The 17205-nt window shown below is 71.4% G+C and carries 11 protein-coding genes and 2 pseudogenes; 9 read left to right on the top strand and 4 right to left on the bottom strand.

Annotated elements, in window-relative coordinates; translation table 11 throughout:
* Positions 1 to 165 precede the first annotated feature (165 nt).
* Both AKJ13_RS18430 and AKJ13_RS18425 read left to right on the top strand, forming a co-directional pair.
* On the top strand, positions 166 to 996 hold the full coding sequence (locus AKJ13_RS18430) for an RNA methyltransferase (protein WP_082317017.1): 831 nt from the start codon (positions 166 to 168) through the stop codon (positions 994 to 996).
* 127 nt (positions 997 to 1123) lie between these two features.
* Complete coding sequence (locus AKJ13_RS18425; protein WP_050734668.1) at positions 1124 to 1378, top strand: hypothetical protein; 255 nt, start codon at positions 1124 to 1126, stop codon at positions 1376 to 1378.
* A gap of 163 nt (positions 1379 to 1541) precedes the next feature.
* On the opposite strand, the gene AKJ13_RS18420 is transcribed toward AKJ13_RS18425, so the two are convergent.
* Positions 1542 to 3539: an HWE histidine kinase domain-containing protein gene (locus tag AKJ13_RS18420; RefSeq protein WP_050734667.1), complete on the bottom strand. Its 1998-nt coding sequence runs from the start codon at positions 3537 to 3539 to the stop codon at positions 1542 to 1544.
* 219 nt (positions 3540 to 3758) lie between these two features.
* Positions 3759 to 4649, bottom strand: a complete 891-nt coding sequence (locus AKJ13_RS18415) for a polysaccharide deacetylase family protein (protein WP_050734666.1) — start codon at positions 4647 to 4649, stop codon at positions 3759 to 3761.
* Positions 4650 to 4814: 165 nt separating this feature from the next.
* Between AKJ13_RS18415 and AKJ13_RS18410 the strand changes: the two genes are divergently transcribed.
* Together AKJ13_RS18410 and AKJ13_RS18405 are read left to right on the top strand one after the other, a co-directional pair.
* Positions 4815 to 6236, top strand: a complete 1422-nt coding sequence (locus AKJ13_RS18410) for an MFS transporter (RefSeq protein ID WP_050734665.1) — start codon at positions 4815 to 4817, stop codon at positions 6234 to 6236.
* 137 nt (positions 6237 to 6373) lie between these two features.
* A complete protein-coding gene (locus tag AKJ13_RS18405) occupies positions 6374 to 7228 on the top strand; it encodes an amidohydrolase family protein (RefSeq protein WP_050734664.1) in 855 nt (284 codons plus the stop codon).
* A 127-nt stretch (positions 7229 to 7355) separates the two neighbouring features.
* Here the strand turns inward: AKJ13_RS18405 and AKJ13_RS18400 are convergent.
* Positions 7356 to 9407 (bottom strand): annotated as a pseudogene (locus tag AKJ13_RS18400) (nitrate- and nitrite sensing domain-containing protein).
* A 96-nt stretch (positions 9408 to 9503) separates the two neighbouring features.
* Entirely contained in the window at positions 9504 to 9875 is a 372-nt protein-coding gene (locus tag AKJ13_RS18395; protein WP_050734663.1) for a helix-turn-helix domain-containing protein, read from the bottom strand.
* Positions 9876 to 9998: 123 nt separating this feature from the next.
* On the opposite strand from AKJ13_RS18395, the gene AKJ13_RS18390 reads away from it, so the two are divergent.
* The 5 genes and pseudogenes from AKJ13_RS18390 (at position 9999) to AKJ13_RS18370 (ending at position 17199) form a co-directional block, all read left to right on the top strand.
* Positions 9999 to 11018: a zinc-binding alcohol dehydrogenase family protein gene (locus tag AKJ13_RS18390; protein ID WP_050734662.1), complete on the top strand. Its 1020-nt coding sequence runs from the start codon at positions 9999 to 10001 to the stop codon at positions 11016 to 11018.
* Positions 11019 to 11028: 10 nt separating this feature from the next.
* A complete protein-coding gene (locus AKJ13_RS18385) occupies positions 11029 to 11454 on the top strand; it encodes a cupin domain-containing protein (protein WP_050734661.1) in 426 nt (141 codons plus the stop codon).
* A 336-nt stretch (positions 11455 to 11790) separates the two neighbouring features.
* Positions 11791 to 14907, top strand: a complete 3117-nt coding sequence (gene uvrA / locus AKJ13_RS18380; protein ID WP_050734660.1) for an excinuclease ABC subunit UvrA — start codon at positions 11791 to 11793, stop codon at positions 14905 to 14907.
* Positions 14908 to 15411: 504 nt separating this feature from the next.
* A pseudogene (locus AKJ13_RS18375) lies at positions 15412 to 16379 on the top strand (transporter).
* Between the two features lie 328 nt (positions 16380 to 16707).
* A complete protein-coding gene (locus AKJ13_RS18370; RefSeq protein WP_193375363.1) occupies positions 16708 to 17199 on the top strand; it encodes a fasciclin domain-containing protein in 492 nt (163 codons plus the stop codon).
* The last annotated feature ends 6 nt before the right edge of the window (positions 17200 to 17205 follow it).

Genomic DNA, 17205 nt, shown 5'->3' with positions numbered 1-17205 from the left:
CGGGGGTGTGGAGGTGAGGCAGCCCGTCACGGAATCCGGTGCCCGGCCAGCTGGGCGACGATGTTTCGGACGGCCTCGGGTTGACGTGGGCTGTGCCGCCCGGTTTCTCGGACCGACCCAGTCTGGAAAGGCCATGCCGATGCTCCCCTCCCCGATCGCGTTCCGATGACCGGCCACCGCAACGACGGCCGCCCAGGCGGCCCGCCCCGGTCCGGGTTCCGGCCCGGCTTCCGGCCTGGGGGGCGTCCCGGCGGGTCCGGGCCGCGGCCCGAATCCGGCGCGCCGGAAGGCACCGCCGTGCTCTACGGCTGGCACCCGGTGGTGCAGGCGCTCGGCAATGCGGAGCGCGGCCTGCACCGGCTGCTCGCCACCGAGAACGCGGCGGCCCGGCTGACAGAGGAATTCGGCGACGCCCTGCGCATCACCCCGGAGCTGGTCCGACCGAGCGAGATCGGGCGCCTGCTCGGGCCGGACGCGGTCCACCAGGGCCTGTATCTCGAGGCCGAGCCCCTGCCCGCCCCGGGTCTCGACGACCTGCCGGCCGACGCCCTGCTGCTGGCGCTGGACCAGATCACCGACCCGCACAATGTCGGGGCGATCGTGCGTACGGCCGCGGCCTTTGGGGTCGCCGGTATCGTCACCACGGTGCGGCACGCGCCGGGTGCCACCGGGGTCCTGGCGAAATCCGCCTCCGGCGGGCTGGAGCACGTGCCCTTCGTCACCGTCCGCAACCTGGCCGAGGCGCTGATCGCGCTGGGCGAGCGCGGCTACACGCGGATCGGCCTCGATTCCGACGCACCCGCGAGCCTCGATACGCTCACCATCGCCCGGCCGCTGGTGATCGTCCTCGGGGCGGAGGGCAAGGGCCTGCGCGAGCGGACCCGCACCTGCTGCGACATCCTGGCCCGAATCCCGTTCTCGGGGGCGATCCGCAGCCTCAACGTCTCGAACGCCGCCGCGATCACGCTCTACGCCCTGGGCCGGCCGCCGGCCTGAAGAGCGGCCGGATACGGCCCGGAAACAAAAAGATCCGCGCCGAATCCGAGCCGCGACCTAGGCAATTCCAGTCCTCTGCCGTAGAAGACCGCATTGAGGGGGGCGTGGGCTGCGAGGCGTGCGCCGGATGCTGGACGATGCTTTAACTTACGGCGGCGGGGTTTTCAGCCTGATCGCCGTCGGCGTATGGCTGTGGCTCGCCCGGCGGGCGATCCCGAGCTTCGACGCCTTCGTGAAGGGGTTCGACGACGAGCTGCGGCTGGGCGCGAGCCCGGAGGAGCGCGCCCGCACCGCCCGTTGGCATCAGATCCGCCAAGCGGCCGTGGCCCTGACCGCGGTCGGCGCCCTGTGCCTGTCGATCGGCCTCGCGATCCCCGACTGAGAGCCTCTCACAAAACTCCCGCCGCACAGTTGCGTGCGAGGCGAGGGCTCCCGGGAACCGGGAGTTTTGTGAGGTGCTCTGAGTGGGTAACGTCCTGCCGCGAGGGCTCCGCCCCTGACCCGGCTAAGGGGCGGAGCCGTTTGGAAGCCCCGTCGCGCCGGCTCTACGGCTCGGCCCGGAATCCGGCGAGCGGTGCGGTGAGCGTGCAGACGAGCCCGTCGCCGGCGAAGTCGAGCTCGGCCCGGCCGCCGACCGCCCCGGCCAGCCCGCGCTCGATCAGCCGCGAGCCGAAGCCCCTGCGCCTCGGCGGGGCCACCGGCGGGCCGCCGCTTTCCCGCCAGACCAGCGTGAAGCAATCGTTCCCGCCCGCGTCGAAGCCCGTCTCCCAACGCACCGCGACCCGGCCCGTCTCCGTCGAGAGCGCGCCGTATTTGACCGCGTTGGTGCCGAGCTCGTGCAGCATCAGGGCCAGCGACAGGGCGGCCGACGGCCCGATCAGCAGGTCCGGGCCGTTCAGCTCGAACCGGCCGCGCCCGTCCTGATGCAGCGCCAAGCTTCCCGTCACCACCGCGGCGACGCTGGCAGTCTCGGCCTGGCCGGCGAGGTGCCCGGCGAGCAGGACGTCGTGGGCCTGGCCCAGGGCGACCAGCCGCGCCGCCAGGGCCTCGCGGGCCGCGTCGATATCGGGGGCGTTGCGCAGCGTCTGGGCGGCGATCGCCTGCACCAGCGCCAGGGTGTTCTTGAGCCGGTGGGACAGCTCGCCGTTGAGCAGAGTCTGGTTCGCCTCGGTGCGCTTGCGCGCCTCGATATCGGACACCGCCACCACGGCGCCGACGGTGGCACCGGCGGCATCCTTGATCGCCTCGCCCCGGATGGCGATCCAGCGGCGCGCCCCGTCCGGGTGCTGGTAGCGGACCTCCAGCTCGGCCCGGGCGGCCTGCCCCGCGCAGATCCGGGCGAGGGGGAATTCCTCCGGGGCCACCGGTCTGTCGTCGGCGTGGTAGGCGACGTAGAGGCCGTATTCCGTGCTGGCCTGCGCGTAGAGCGTGTCGTGGCCCAGTACCTCGCGGATGCGCCGGTTGCCCATGACGATGCGGCCCGACGGCGCCTCGGCGAGCAGGATCCCGACCGGGACCGTGTCCATCACGGTGGCGAGCCGGGCCTCGGCCGCGCCGAGCTCGCGGGTCTCGGCGAGCCCCGCCGCGACCGTGCTGGCGATCATTCGGGCGACCTCCAGATCGTCCTGCGTGAAGGCACCGGCCCGGGCCGCGCGCAATTCGAGGATGCCCAGAACCGCGCCGCCGAGGCGCACGGGCGCGTAGAGGGCCGCGCGCATCCCGGGCACCGGCAGTGGGTCCTGCGTCACCCGCGGATCCGCCGCCAGATCCGGGCTCAGGAGCGCCGTGTCCCCGGTCAGCGCCGCGCCGGCCAGGCTGCCGGCGAGCGGTCGGTGCAGGCCGAGCTGGCCGGCGAGGGTCCCGGCCCCCGAGCGGTAGACCAGGTCGGCGCCCTCGCGCATCGCGACGCCGCCGCCCTCGGCCTCGGGCACCGCCGCCAGGGCGGCGGCCACCAGGAGATCGAGGATCGCCCGCCGGTCGCCGGCCTCCAGGAGAGCCGTGAGCACCCCGGCCACCACCGCCCGCTGGGTCAGGAGGCGGTCGCGCGCGGCCCGGCTCCGCTGGAAGTCCAGCTGCCGGACGGCCAGGCGGGCGAGGGCGGCCAGATCCTCGGCCTCCTCGGGTCCGAGGCCTCCGGGCCGGGGGGCGTGGTCGAGCACGCAGAGGGTGCCGAGTCGCTCGCCGGATTCGGTCTCCAGCGCCGCCCCGGCGTAGAAGCGCAGGCCCGGGCCGGCCACGACCAGGGGGTCGGCGCGGGTGCGCGCATCCGTCGTCAGGTCGGGGATGACGAGCAGGCCCGGCCCGTCGGGGATACGTCCGAGGAGACCGTCGAGGCTGCTGCCGGGCGCGCATGGGCCCGGCTCGAACCCGGCTCCGGCCTGGAACTGGACCCGGTCCCCGGCCGCGAGGCCCAGCAAGGCCATCGGGGTTGCACAGGCCCGCCGGGCCATGCGGACGAGGTCCGCGAACCCGGCCTCCGGCGGGGTGTCGGGAACGAAGCTGGCCGGCGCGGCGAGGCGGCACGGGTCGCGGACGTCGTGCATCGGTGCGTGATCGGTGGACGCGGATAGAGCCGCCTCCGGGGCAACGATGGCGGCAGCAAGGCTGACCGGGCAAAAATCGCGATCTCGGGCCTGATCCGGAAAGATGGGGCGCGTTTTCAGGCCCGGAAGACGTCGATGAGACCCGATCACATCGGCCTGAATAGCGAATCCGTACCGATGGAACCGGGATTCGGCCCGGAAGCGGGCGCCCGGCGCCGATCAACCCGCCAGGGCCGTGGCGTGCGCGGCGATTCCGCCCGCCGTGGTGAGCCAGATCCGGTCCCGGTGGGCCGCGATATGGCCGAGCGCCGCCCGCAGCGGCCGCAGCCGGTGGGGCTGGCCGACGATGTAGGGATGGAGCGCGATACCCATCACCAGCGGCGCGGCGGCGGATTGCTCCAGCATCTCGTCGAAGGCGTCGACGATCGCATCGGCGAATTGCCGGCCGGTCTCCTTGCGGGCGACGATCGCGGGGATATCGTTCAGCTCCTGCGGATAGGGCACGGCCAGGATCCGGCCGCCGCCCCGGGTCGCCATCCAGGTCGGCTGGTCGTCGTGGCACCAGTCGAGCAGGTAGCGGTAGCCGGCCTCGGCGAGCAGGTCGGGCGTGACCCGCGATTGCGAGATCCAGGGCCCGAGCCAGCCGGCCGGCGCCCGGCCCTCCTGTCGGGTCAGGATCGCGGTCGCCTCCGCGATCAGGGCCCGCTCCTCCGCCTCGGACAGGGTGCCCTGCCGCTCGACATTGGTGCGTCCGTGCCCGACGATCTCGTCGCCCCGGGCCCGGAACGCCTCGATCAGGCCCGGACAGTCCCGGTAGAGCCGGCTGTTGACCAGCACGCTCGCGGGCAGGCCGAGGCCGTCGAGGGCGTCGCGCAGCCGCCAGGCCCCGACCCGGTTGCCCCAGTCGCGCCAGCCGTAATTGAGCACGTCGGGCTGCGGCCCGCCCGGGGCGAGCTCGGCGCCGAGCCCCGATCCGAAATCGAAGGTCTCGAGGTTGAGCCCGACATAGACCGCGAGCCGCCTGCCCCCGGGCCAGTCGTAGACCGGCCGGTCCGGAAGGGCGCTGTAGCGGTAGCGGTCGTGCTGTGCGGCCGAGGCAGACTCATCCATCGCGGGTCTCAATGTCCAGGGGCCCCCGACCAGATAGGCCGGATCCGGGCCGCCGACAGCGCCGGCCGATCCGCCGCCATGCCTGTTCGGGCGGGCGGCCCTGCTGTACCGGGTCGGAAACGGGACCGCGCGGGGCGCGGTCCGGGTGCCGAGGAAGGATCCGCCGTGCCGCTTGCCGCGACATCTCAGGGGGACGGCCGTCCGGTCGTCTCCGACATCGCCGCGCGCCTCGAACGGCTGCCGATGTCGCGCTACCAGCGGAAGATCTTCGCGATCATCGCCTCCGCGTGGCTGGTCGACCAGATCGACGTGGCGCTCCTGACCTTCCTGCTCGGCTCGATCGTGGTGGCCTTCGGCTTGAGTCCCACGGAGGCCGGCCAGCTCGCCGCCATGACCTTCGCGGGCCAGCTCGTCGGCAACATCGCCGCCGGCACCGCCTCCGACCGGTTCGGCCGCAAGGCCGTGTTCCAGGTGACCATGGTGGTCTGGGGCTTGGCGAGCCTCGCGGCGGCGACCGCCTGGAGCCTGCCCGTGCTGATGGCCTGCCGGTTCCTGATCGGGGTCGGCGTCGGCGGCGAGGCGCCGGTGGCGCAGGCGATGGTCTCGGAGATCGTCCCGGCCCCCGTGCGCGGCAAGTACATCGCGATCCTCGAGGGGTTCTGGGCGGTGGGCTACGTGCTGTCCGGGGCGATCAGCTTCTTCGTGCTGCCCTATCTCGGCTGGCGCTGGGCGTTCGTGGTGGTCGGCCTGCTGTCGCTGGTCGTGCTCGCGGTGCGCCGGACCATGCCCGAATCGCCCCGCTGGCTCGCGGAATCCGGCCGCCACGCGGAGGCGGAGGCGGTGATGGTCACGATGGAGCGTGCGGTCGAGCGCGCCACCGGCCGGCCCCTGCCCCCGGTCACCCCGCAGATCGCCGCCGCGGTGGCGGGGGCGGTCCCCGCTCCTCGGCTGAGCGCGGTGGCGACCCTGTTCGCGCCGGCCTACCGGATGCGCACCGTGATGGCCTTCGGGCTGTGGTTCTTCGCGCTGATCGGGTTCTTCGGGCTCAATTCCTGGATCGCGGTGCTGCTCAAGGAGCGCGGCTTCTCGATCGTCGGCTCGGTGGGGTTCGTGACCCTGATCACGCTGGGCGGCATCCCGGGCTTCGCCGCGGCGGCCGTCCTGCTCGAGCGGATCGGCCGCAAGCCGACCACGGCCCTGTTCCTCGTCTGCGCGGCGGCCGCCGCCTGGCTGTACGGCAATGCCGGCGGCGAGCCCGTGCTGACCGTCGCCGGCCTCACGGTGACCTGGCTGTTCGTCGCCGGCTTCGTGATGCAGTTCTTCATGTTCGGCATGTGGAGCTGCCTCTACGCCTACACGCCGGAACTGTACCCGACCCGGGCCCGGGCCACGGGGGCCGGCTTCGCCTCGGCCTTCGGGCGGATCGGCGCCATCCTGGGTCCGATGATCGTGCCGGTGCTGGTCCGCGATTACGGCCCGGCCACCGCCTTCCAGGTCGGCGCGGGCGGCTTCCTGATCGCCGCCCTGCTGGTCCTCATCCTCGGGGTCGAGACCCGCGGCAAGGTGCTCGAGGCGGTCTCGCATTGAGCGGACGAGCTGCCGCGTCTTGCAGGGCGCTGCCCTGCACCTGCACAAGGTCTCGACCTTGTGAATCCATGATCTGATACGACGATCGACGTTCAGCCCCAGACCTTGCTCACCTCACAAACGTGGAGTCCCAGAAAATGCCTGTCGTGGACATGCGCAGCCGGCCGACCTTCCTGCACAGGTTCTTCGGCGCCGAGCCCGACACGCCGGAATTCGGTGTCGCGCGCTGGCTGAATGCCCGGGTCGGCAGCCGCGAGGTCGAGCACTTCACCCGCGGCGCCACGATCGAGGGGTTCTGCGCCGAGATGGACGGCGCCGGGATCGACGTCGCCGTGATGGTCGCCCGCTCGGTGCCGGGGGTTCGGGTCTCGAACGACGCCCTCGCGCAGGCCGCCGGGCACGATCCGAAGCGGCTGATCGGCATCGCCTCGGTGGATCCGGTGAAGCTCGGCCGCAAGGCCGCGGTCGCCGAGGCCAAGCGCGCCGTGACCGAGCTCGGCTTCAAGGGAATCAATCTCGATGCCGGCTTCTACCGCGAGGGCATGCGGGCCGACGACGAGCGCCTGATGCCGCTCTACGAGCTGTGCGAGAAACTCGCGGTCCCGGCCTTCGTGATGTCCGGCCCGACCACCCCGGACCTGCGCCTCAACGACCCGCTGGCGGTGGACCGGGTCGCCCGGACCTTCCCGAAGCTGCCGATCGTCTGCTGCCACGGATTCTATCCGCACGTGGCCGAGATGGTGACCGTGGCCTTCCGCAACGAGAACGTGTTCGTCTCCCCGGACATGTACACGTTCGCCCCCGGCGGCGGCCTCTACGTGGAGGCGGCGAACGGCTTCATGAAGGACCAGTTCCTGTTCGGCTCCTCGTTCCCGTTCCGGCCGATGCGCCAGGGCGTCGAGGATTTTCGCGCCCTCGGCCTCTCGGAGGAGGCCCTGGACGCCGCCCTCTGGCGCAACGCCGACCGCCTGCTCAACCTCGGCCTCGCCTAGGCCCAGTCCTGGGATCCCAAAGGGCTCAGCCCTTTGGCAGGGGTTCGGGGGCGGAGCCCCCGAGACACCAGGGCTCCGCCCTGGACCCGCACAAGGTCCCGGACCTTGTGGATCCGGGACCTCCCTGTCAGGCGGCCCGGACGTTGGCCAAAAAGTCGCCGACGGCGCCGCGCAGGGCGCTGGCCTGCCGGGCCAGGTCGCTGGCGGCGTCGAGCACCTGGGACGAGCCGTGGCTGGCCATGTCCGCCGCCTCGCCCACGCCGGCGATGTGGCCCGAGACCGCGCGGGTATCCTGCGAGGTCTGGCCGGTGGTGCGGGCGATCTCGGCGGTGGCCGCGCCCTGCTGCTCGACCATGGCGGCGATCTCGGCCCCGATCCGGGCGAGGGTGCGGATCACCTCGGTGATGCCGCCGATCGACCGGAGCGAGGCTTCGGTGGTGCTGGTGATCTCGGCGACCTTGGCGGCGATCTCCTCCGTCGCCTTGGCGGTCTGGCCGGCCAGTTCCTTCACCTCCGCGGCAACGACGGCGAAGCCGCGCCCCGCCTCCCCGGCCCGCGCGGCCTCGATCGTGGCGTTGAGCGCCAGCAGGTTGGTCTGGCCGGCGATGTCCGAGATCATCGCGACGATCGCTCCGATATTGCCGGCGGCCTGTGCGAGGCGGCGGACTTCCCCGCCCATGCTGTCCACATCCCGGGTCGCGGAGGCTGCGAGGTCGGCGGAGGCCCCGACCTGCACACCGATCTCCCGGACCGAGGCGGTGAGCTCCTCGGTGGCCGCCGCCACCGTATCGGCCGAGCGGGCGGCCGAATCCGCGGCTCCGGTCACCGCCCGGCTCAGGTCGGTGGTGTCCTGCGCGGCCCGGGCCATGCCGTGGGCGGAGGCCTCCAGCTGCTCGGCGGCGGCCGAGACCGCCTCGACGATGCTGCCGACCTGCCGCTCGAAGCTGTCGGCCAAGCTCAGGGCGGCGGCGCGCTGGGCGGCGGCGTTCTCGGCGGCGAGCCGCCGCTGCTCGGCCCGGGCGAGCCGGCGCTCGGCGACGCTGTCGCGGAACGTCACCGCGGCGGCGGCGATCGCCCGCACCTCGCGCGGGCCCCCCGCGGGGATCGTCAACGCCGCGGCGCCCGGCTCGTCCCGGCCGATCGCCGTCAGCACCCGGGCCATCCGGACCAGGGGGCGGGCGATCGCCGTGCCGAGCCAGACCGCGAAGCCGACCGAGAGCGCGAACAAAGCGAGCCCGCCCGCGATCCAGACCGTCAGCATCCGGTCGGTCCGGGCCCGCACCGCGTCGGCGGCGGCCACGAGGTCGGCGGTCAACCGGTCCTCGACGCCCTTCAGGGCATCGATGCGCTGGGTGGCGAGCCGGAACCAGGCCGGCGCGTCGCGGAAGGCGAGGGTCGTGCCCGGCATCGTCTCCTGCACGGCCTTGCGCAGGCGCGCCACCTCCCGGGCCGGCTCGGTCGCCTCCGCGGCGTCCAAGAGCGCGGCCTGCCCGTCCGAGGCCCCGGCCCGGAACAGGGCGCCGTAGGTCGCCTGATCGGCCGAGAGCGTGGTGAGCCGGCGCGTGGTGGGAAGGTCCAGGGTGCCGGAGGCGAACACCGCCGAGGCGGCGGCCCGCTCCTGGCCGGCGGCTTCCTTCAGCGCCAGGAATGCTGCGTAGGCGTTGGCCCGGGCCGCGATGCCGGCCTCGCCGATCACCCCGCCCATCGCCCGGACCACGCCCAGCCCCTCGCCGATCAGGCCGGTGTAGAACGATACCGCCTACGGCGCGCTCACGCCGAGGGCGTCGACCGCCCGGCGCTGGGCCGCGAGCCCGGCGAGCGCCTTGGACAATCCGTCCGCCCGCGCCGCGAAGGCGGGGCCGAAGCCGGTCGCCGCCGCCATCGCATCGGGAAGCCCGGCGAGCGCCGCGTCGGTGCGGCTGCGCTGGGCCGCGAGTTCCGGCCCGAACTGCGCGCCCTTGGCGCCCAGAAACAGGCTGGATGCGCCGCGCTCACGCTGCGCCTCGTGGACGAAGGCGCTGACCCGCGAGGCGAGGCCGACCAGGTTCTCGACCCGGTCCATCTCGGCGCGCCGCGCCCATTGGTCGGACACCGCCCACCCCGCTGCGCCCGCGAAGGCGAGGCATGGCGCAAGCGCCACCGCGAGAATGCGGGCGCGGAGCGAGGAGAGGACGGTCATCGGAATCCAGAGCGGTCGCGGTTAACCCGAATCATCCGGTACGGTTATAAAAACACCGTTACGGTGGAAGGGTTTGGCGCGGACCGCCATGCACAATCAGGCGGCACTCCGAACAGTCGGTGCCGCGTCGTCATGCAGTTCCACATGCAGGTCGCCCCAGACCTTCAGCGCGTGGATGACCGGCTCCAGCGACCGCCCGCGCGCGGTCAGGCTGTACTCCACCTTCGGGGGTACCTCGGCGTAGACCGTCCGCGCGATCAGGCCGTCCGCCTCCATTTCGCGCAACTGGTTCGTCAGCATGCGCTGCGTGACGTTCGTCAGCCGCCGGCGGATCTCGTTGAAGCGCAGGGTCCCTTCCATCAGGTGGTAGAGGATCACGCCCTTCCACTTGCCGTCGATGAGCCGGAGGGTCGCCTCGACGGCGCAGCCGGGGCTGCAGGCGCCGCGATGGTGTCGGGTGCGGGGCATGGCGGGATCCTCGGCCGTCTCCGGGGACGGTATCATTTTCGGCACTAGCGGCGTTTTATGTGCGTACTTGCGGTTCGTGAAGGCGGGCGGCATCTCCTGGCGGATCAGCCGGAGGAGATTGCGATGCGCGCCGTCGGGTACAGAAAATCCCTGCCGATCACCGAGACCGAGGTCCTGGTCGATCTCGACCTGCCCCAGCCCGAGCCCGGACCCCGCGACCTCCTGGTGAAGGTCGAGGCGATCTCGGTGAACCCGGTCGACACCAAGGTCCGCATGCGGGCCGAGCCCGAGGCGGGCGGGGTCAAGGTGCTGGGCTGGGACGCCGCCGGCACCGTGGTCGCCAAGGGCGCCGAGGCCGAGGGCTTTTCCGTCGGGGACGCGGTGTTCTACGCGGGCGACCTCACCCGGCCGGGGACCAACGCCGAGTTCCACTGCGTCGACGCGCGCATCGTCGGGCACAAGCCCGCGCGCCTCGACTGGGCGCAGGCCGCCGCCCTGCCGCTCACCGCCATCACCGCCTGGGAGACCCTGTTCGACCGGCTCGACACCGCCAAGCCGGTGCCGGGCGCCGCCCCGGCGATCCTGATCGTCGGCGGGGCGGGCGGCGTCGGCTCGGTGGCGATCCAGCTCGCCCGGCACCTCACGGACCTGACCGTGATCGCCACCGCGTCCCGGCCCGAGACCGCGGCCTGGTGCCGGGATCTCGGCGCCCATCACGTGGTCGACCATGCCAGGCCGCTCGCCGCCGAGGTGGCTTCCCTGGGCCTCGGCGCGCCGGGCCTCGTGTTCTCGACCACCAACACCGACGCGCACCTGGCGGAGATCGCCGCGCTGATCGCCCCGCAGGGCCGGTTCGCCCTGATCGACGACCCCGCGCAGCTCGACGTGGCCCTGCTCAAGCGCAAGAGCCTGTCGCTGCACTGGGAATTCATGTTCACCCGCTCGATGTTCGGGACGTCCGACATCGGTGCCCAGGGCGCGCTCCTCGACGAGGTCGCCCGGCTGGTGGATGCGGGGCGCCTGCGCACGACCCTGGGCGAGCATTACGGGCGGATCGACGCCCAGAACCTGCGGCGGGCCCACGCGCTGATCGAGAGCGGGCGCGCCAAGGGCAAGATCGTGCTCGAAGGCTTTTCCGATTGAGGAGGACGTGATGGCGGACGCGGCGGGGACCGGCCTCTTCGACGTGGCGGCGCTCGCGGCGGCCCTGCCCGACAGCGCGCGGACGCTCCTGGTCGACACCTACCTGACCGACCGGGAGGCGGCGAGCGCCCGGGTGTTCCGGGTCTACCGCCCGACGCCGCCGCACTACCACGCCACCTGCGACGAGTACCTCTATTGCCTGTCGGGACGCGGCACCGTCTGGCTGGGCGACCCCGCGAATCTCACGGCGTTCGGCCCCGGCCAGCTCCTGTTCTTCGAGAAGGGCACGGTGCACGCGATGCCGGAGATCGCCCCGGACGAGCCGGTGACGTTCCTGTCGATCGACACCCCGCGGCGGGCCCCCACCGACATCATCTTCGTGAACCCCGAGGACGGCACCCCCGCCACCTTCATGGCGCGCAACGCCGACGCGTGAAGTCCCGGATTCAAAAGGTCCGGGACCTTTTGCGGGTCCAGGGCGGAGCCCTGGTGTCGGGCTTCGCCCGATGATCGGGGCGTGGCCCCGACACCCCCCCAAAGGGCCGCAGGCCCTTTGGAAACCCCGACTTTCCGGCTCGGGGACAGCACATCCCGGGGAGGCGGTTGCCGGCGTACGCGTTTCGTTCTAGCAAGGGTTTCGCATGTCGGGCCTGCGTCCCGCCGGCCCCACCTTGCCGTCGACCGCTCCGGGCTCGACATGAGCGGGTGCGGCGGCTGACCCGCGCGCAAGCCAGCCCCGACCGCGTCGACCCCTCGAAAGACCGCCGCCCTCATGGCCAAAGCCCAAGCCGGAACCAGAGTCGGAGCCCGAGGCGGCGCCAGCAAAGCCGCCCCCAAACCCGCACCCGTGAAGGTTTCCGCAGCCAAGGCGCCTGCGGACGCGGTGCCGGCCAAGCCCGCGCGCAAGAAGGTCGAGGCCCCCGCGCCGGACCGGCGGAGCGCGGCCGCGGAGGCCGCCACCGACGCCAAGCTGGAGGCCCTGTTCGATGCCGCGCAGCCGGCCGCCGGCGACCGGCGGGTCATCACGGTCCGGGGCGCCCGGGAGCACAACCTCAAGAACGTCGACCTGACGATCCCCCGGGACAAGCTCGTGGTGTTCACCGGGCTGTCGGGCTCGGGCAAGTCGTCGCTCGCCTTCGACACGATCTACGCCGAGGGGCAGCGCCGCTACGTCGAGTCGCTCTCGGCCTATGCCCGCCAGTTCCTAGAGATGATGTCCAAGCCCGATGTCGACCAGATCGACGGGCTCTCGCCGGCCATCTCCATCGAGCAGAAGACCACCTCCAAGAATCCCCGCTCCACCGTGGGGACGGTCACCGAGATCTACGACTACATGCGCCTGCTCTGGGCGCGGGTCGGCATCCCCTACTCCCCGGCCACCGACCTGCCGATCGAGAGCCAGACCGTCCAGCAGATGGTCGACCGGGTGCTGGAGCTGCCGGAGAAGACCCGGCTGTATCTGCTCGCTCCGGTGGTGCGCGGCCGGAAGGGCGAGTACCGCAAGGAAATCGCAGAGTACCAAAAAAAAGGGTTTCAGCGGCTGCGGGTCGATGGCGAATACTACGCGATCGACGACGCGCCCAAGCTCGACAAGAAGTTCAAGCACGACATCGACGTGGTGGTCGATCGGATCGTGGTGCGGCCCGACATCGCCGCGCGGCTGGCCGACTCGTTCGAGACCGCCCTGGAGCTCGCCGACGGCATCGCCGAGATCGTGTTTGCGGATGCGCCCGAAGGCGAGGAGCCCCGGACGATCACGTTCTCGTCGCGCTTCGCCTGCCCGGTCTCGGGCTTCACCATCGCGGAGATCGAGCCCCGGCTGTTCTCATTCAACAACCCGTTCGGCGCCTGCCCGACCTGCGGCGGCATCGGCCATGAGATGCGGATCGACCCCGAGCTGGTGATCTCGGATCCCGGCCTCAGCCTCAAGCGCGGTGCGGTCGGACCCTGGGCGAAATCGACCTCGCCCTATTACGGCCAGACGCTGGACGCGCTGGCGGAGCATTACGGCTTCAAGACCGGCGTGCCCTGGCAGAGCCTGCCGGAGGCGGCGCGCGCGATCGTGCTGTACGGCTCCGGCAAGCAGGCGATCCGCTTCGCCTACGATGATGGGCTGCGCAAATACGCGGTCAACAAGCCGTTCGAGGGCGTGATCCCGAACCTGGAGCGCCGCTACAAGGAGAGCGAGTCCGACGCGGTGCGCGAGGAGATCGGCCGCTTCATGAGCGAGACGCCCTGCGCGTCCTGCGGCGGCAAGCGGCTGAAGCCCGAGGCGCTGGCCGTGAAGGTCGCCATGGCCGATATCGGCGACGTGACGGCGCTGTCCGTTTCGGAGGCCCATCGCTGGTTCTCCGAATTGCCGGAGAAGCTGACGGCCAAGCAGAACGAGATCGCGGTCCGAATCCTGAAGGAAATCCGCGACCGGCTCAGCTTCCTGGTGGATGTCGGCCTGGAATACCTGACGCTGGCCCGCGGCTCCGGCTCCCTGTCGGGGGGCGAGAGCCAGCGCATCCGGCTGGCCTCGCAGATCGGCTCCGGCCTGACCGGCGTGCTTTACGTGCTGGACGAGCCCTCGATCGGCCTGCACCAGCGCGACAACGAGCGGCTGCTCGGCACGCTCAAGCGCCTGCGCGATCTCGGCAATTCGGTGATCGTGGTCGAGCACGACGAGGACGCGATCCTGCAGGCCGACTACGTGGTCGATGTCGGCCCGGGCGCGGGCATCCATGGCGGCGAGATCATCGCCCAGGGGACGCCCGCCGAAGTGCTGGCCAACCCGGCCTCGCTCACCGCCAAGTACCTCACCGGCGCGATGGCGGTGCGCACCCCGGCCGCACGGCGCAAGGGGCGCAAGGGCAAGCTCGGCGTGTTCGGCGCCCGGGGCAACAACCTCAAGGACGTCGACATCGAGATCCCGCTCGGGACCTTCACCTGCATCACCGGCGTCTCCGGCGGCGGGAAATCCACCCTGGTGATCGACACCCTGTACAAGGCCGTCGCGAAGAAACTGAACGGGGCGCTGGAGCACCCGGCCCCGTACGACCGCCTCGAAGGTCTGGAGCATCTCGACAAGGTCATCGACATCGACCAGTCGCCGATCGGGCGCACGCCGCGCTCGAACCCCGCCACCTATATCGGCGCCTTCACGCCAATCCGCGACTGGTTCGCCGGCCTGCCCGAGGCCAAGGCCCGCGGCTACCAGCCGGGCCGCTTCTCCTTCAACGTGAAGGGCGGGCGCTGCGAGGCCTGCTCGGGCGACGGCGTCATCAAGATCGAGATGCACTTCCTGCCGGACGTCTACGTCACCTGCGACGTGTGCAAGGGCAAGCGCTACGACCGCGAGACCCTGGAGGTGAAGTACCGCGGCAAGTCCATCGCCGACGTGCTCGATTCCACCGTCGAGGAGGCGGCCGAGCTGTTCAAGGCGGTGCCGGCGATCCGCGAGAAGCTCGAGACCCTGAAGCGGGTCGGCCTGCACTACGTCCATGTCGGCCAGCAGGCGACCACCCTGTCGGGGGGCGAGGCGCAGCGCGTGAAGCTGTCCAAGGAGCTGTCGAAGCGCGCCACCGGGCGCACCCTCTACATCCTCGACGAGCCGACCACCGGCCTGCATTTCCACGACGTGGCCAAGCTCATGGAGGTGCTCCACGAGCTCGTGGACCAGGGCAACACGGTCGTGGTGATCGAGCACAACCTCGAAGTGATCAAGACCGCCGACTGGGTGATCGACATGGGCCCCGAGGGCGGCGATGGCGGCGGCCGGGTGGTGGCGCTGGGCACGCCGGAGGAGATCGCCCGCGCGAAGGCGAGCCATACCGGCCGGTTCCTGCGCGAGGTTCTGGCCCGGCGCCCTGCCCCGCAGACCGACCGCCGCAGCGCCGCCGAATAGGCGCCGGGGCGGCAGATTCTGCCGGGTGACGGCCGGAATCCCGGCTCGGTCGGCCCGCCACGCCGACTGATTCGGGCCGCCGGGCTCCGGTGCCGGCCCCGAACGGCCCGGTCGGGGCGGGGATTCCGGCCCGTGGATGACGGCCGGGCCCCTGCCCGTTCCCCCGCCCCCGCTTGCCGGATTCTCCCGCCAGCGCCGTCGGCAACAGCTTGACCGTTCAACGATATTTTGCCGGCCGGAACCCCGATATTCATTCCTGGGGACTGTGTTGCATCGCCGCAAAAATGCGGCTTTTGCGCAACGGTTCGGCCGGTTTTGCCGCTTCGATCAGCATTCCACTGTCTTTCCGCAGGTCTCTGTAGAATAGTCACCAACGTTGAGACGGGCGGGCTCCGTGGGGGCGCTCGGCACACCGGAAGTCGGCAGCCGCCAGGGGCGAGCAGACCGGCAGGGTAGTGCCGAATGCGGGACGGATGCCTTGAGACCTTGGGAAGGAAAGAAACAATGATGAAGAACTGGCTCGCGGCCGGCGCGGTCGCGCTCACGGTCGGCATGACGTCAACGATCGCGCAGGCGCAGACCACGACGGTTCCGGGCGAGCAGGTCGGCCTCGCCGTCGGCGCGCCGCTGCCCGAAGGTATCTACGCGATCAACACCTTCACGTTCCGTCGCACCGAGGGCCGGAACGATCCCGATACGGCTGTCAACATCCCGGTGCTGGTCTGGTCGACCCCGCTCGTGCCGTTCGGCGGCCGCATCGAGCTGCTCGTCGCTCCCCCGACCGTGTTCGCCTTCACCCGCAACCCGGCCGGCGTGCGCAACAAGGACATCTCGATCAACGTCGGCACCTTCGTCGGCGGCATCTGGGCGTTCGACCTGGGCAACAACTTCGGCGTCAGCTTGCTCGGCGGCGTGTACCTGAACGACCTCAACGGCGACCGCGGCTCGATCATCACGGCGAACGGCACGACCGCGACCCCGGTGCTGCCGCAGCTCTCGTCGAACACCTACCGCTTCGGCGTGGCCGGCAGCTACACCGGCGACGGCTGGAACATCACCGGCAACCTGACCGCCAACATCTACGACTCGCCCGGCCGCTTCGGTGGTCCGGTCGGCGCCGCCCTCGGCCCGTTCTACCTGTCCGACGCCCTGAACTTCGACATCACCGCGACGAAGAAGTTCGGCAACTTCGAGATCGGTCCGGTCGCCTACGGCACCTACAACTTCGACATCGGCCAGTTCAGCGCGGCGGCCGGTTCGCCGTCGGCGGCCTGATCGGCTACGACTTCAAGATCTTCACCGTGCAGGCCTACGTCGCCCGCGACGTGGTCACCAGCGCGCAGATCGCCGCGACGCCGTTCAGCCGCGCTCGTGACAACTACTCCACGGACGGCTGGCTGCGCCTGATCGTGCCGCTGTACTCGCCGGCCCCCGCCTCGCCAGTCCCGACCGCCCTGGTCCGCAAGTACTGATCAGACGACCACTGATCAGACGACACGCCGGTCTCCCGCCGCCACGGCGGCGGGGGATCCCGGATCTCGACGACACCGTCCGCCAGGACGGCGAACCGCCCGGCGCCCGCCGGGCGGTTTTTTCATGGCCGGCGCAGGGAGCGGCCGATAGTCAGATCCTGCGAAACCTTTCCGCTCGAGGCGCCGTAAGCGGCGGCGCAATCCCGGTCCTGACGTGATCGCGGGATGCCTGACGGAAGGAAACCCCAGGATGCTCAACGTTATCGGAGGCCGGCGCACGGCCCGGGCGATCGCCCTCGCTCTGACCCTCGGCCTCGGCGCGACCGGTATGGCCCAGGCCAAGAATCCGATGGTCGGCGGCGCGCCGATGTATGCCAGCAAGACGATCGTCGAGAACGCGGTCAACTCCAAGGACCACACCACGCTTGTCGCCGCCGTGAAGGCCGCGGGCCTCGTCGACACGCTGAGCGGGCCCGGCCCGTTCACGGTGTTCGCGCCGACCAACGCCGCCTTCGCCAAGCTGCCGCCCGGCACCGTGGAAAGCCTCGTCCAGCCGCAGAACAAGCCGACGCTGACCAAGATCCTGACCTATCACGTGGTCCCGGGCGTCTACACCGCCCAGGACCTTGTGGCGCTCGTCAAGAAGGGCGGCGGCCAGGGCCAGCTCACCACGGTCGCGGGCGAGCCGCTTGCGGTGGCGGTGCAGGGCAAGAAGGTCCTGATCACCGACGTGAAGGGCAACACCGCCACGGTGACGATCCCGAACGTGATGCAGTCGAACGGCGTGATCCACGTGATCAACGCCGTGCTGATGCCCTGAGCCGGA

The organism is Methylobacterium sp. ARG-1 (assembly GCF_001262595.1).
Taxonomy (GTDB): domain Bacteria; phylum Pseudomonadota; class Alphaproteobacteria; order Rhizobiales; family Beijerinckiaceae; genus Methylobacterium; species Methylobacterium brachiatum.
This window is presented reverse-complemented; position numbering and strand designations above follow the sequence as displayed.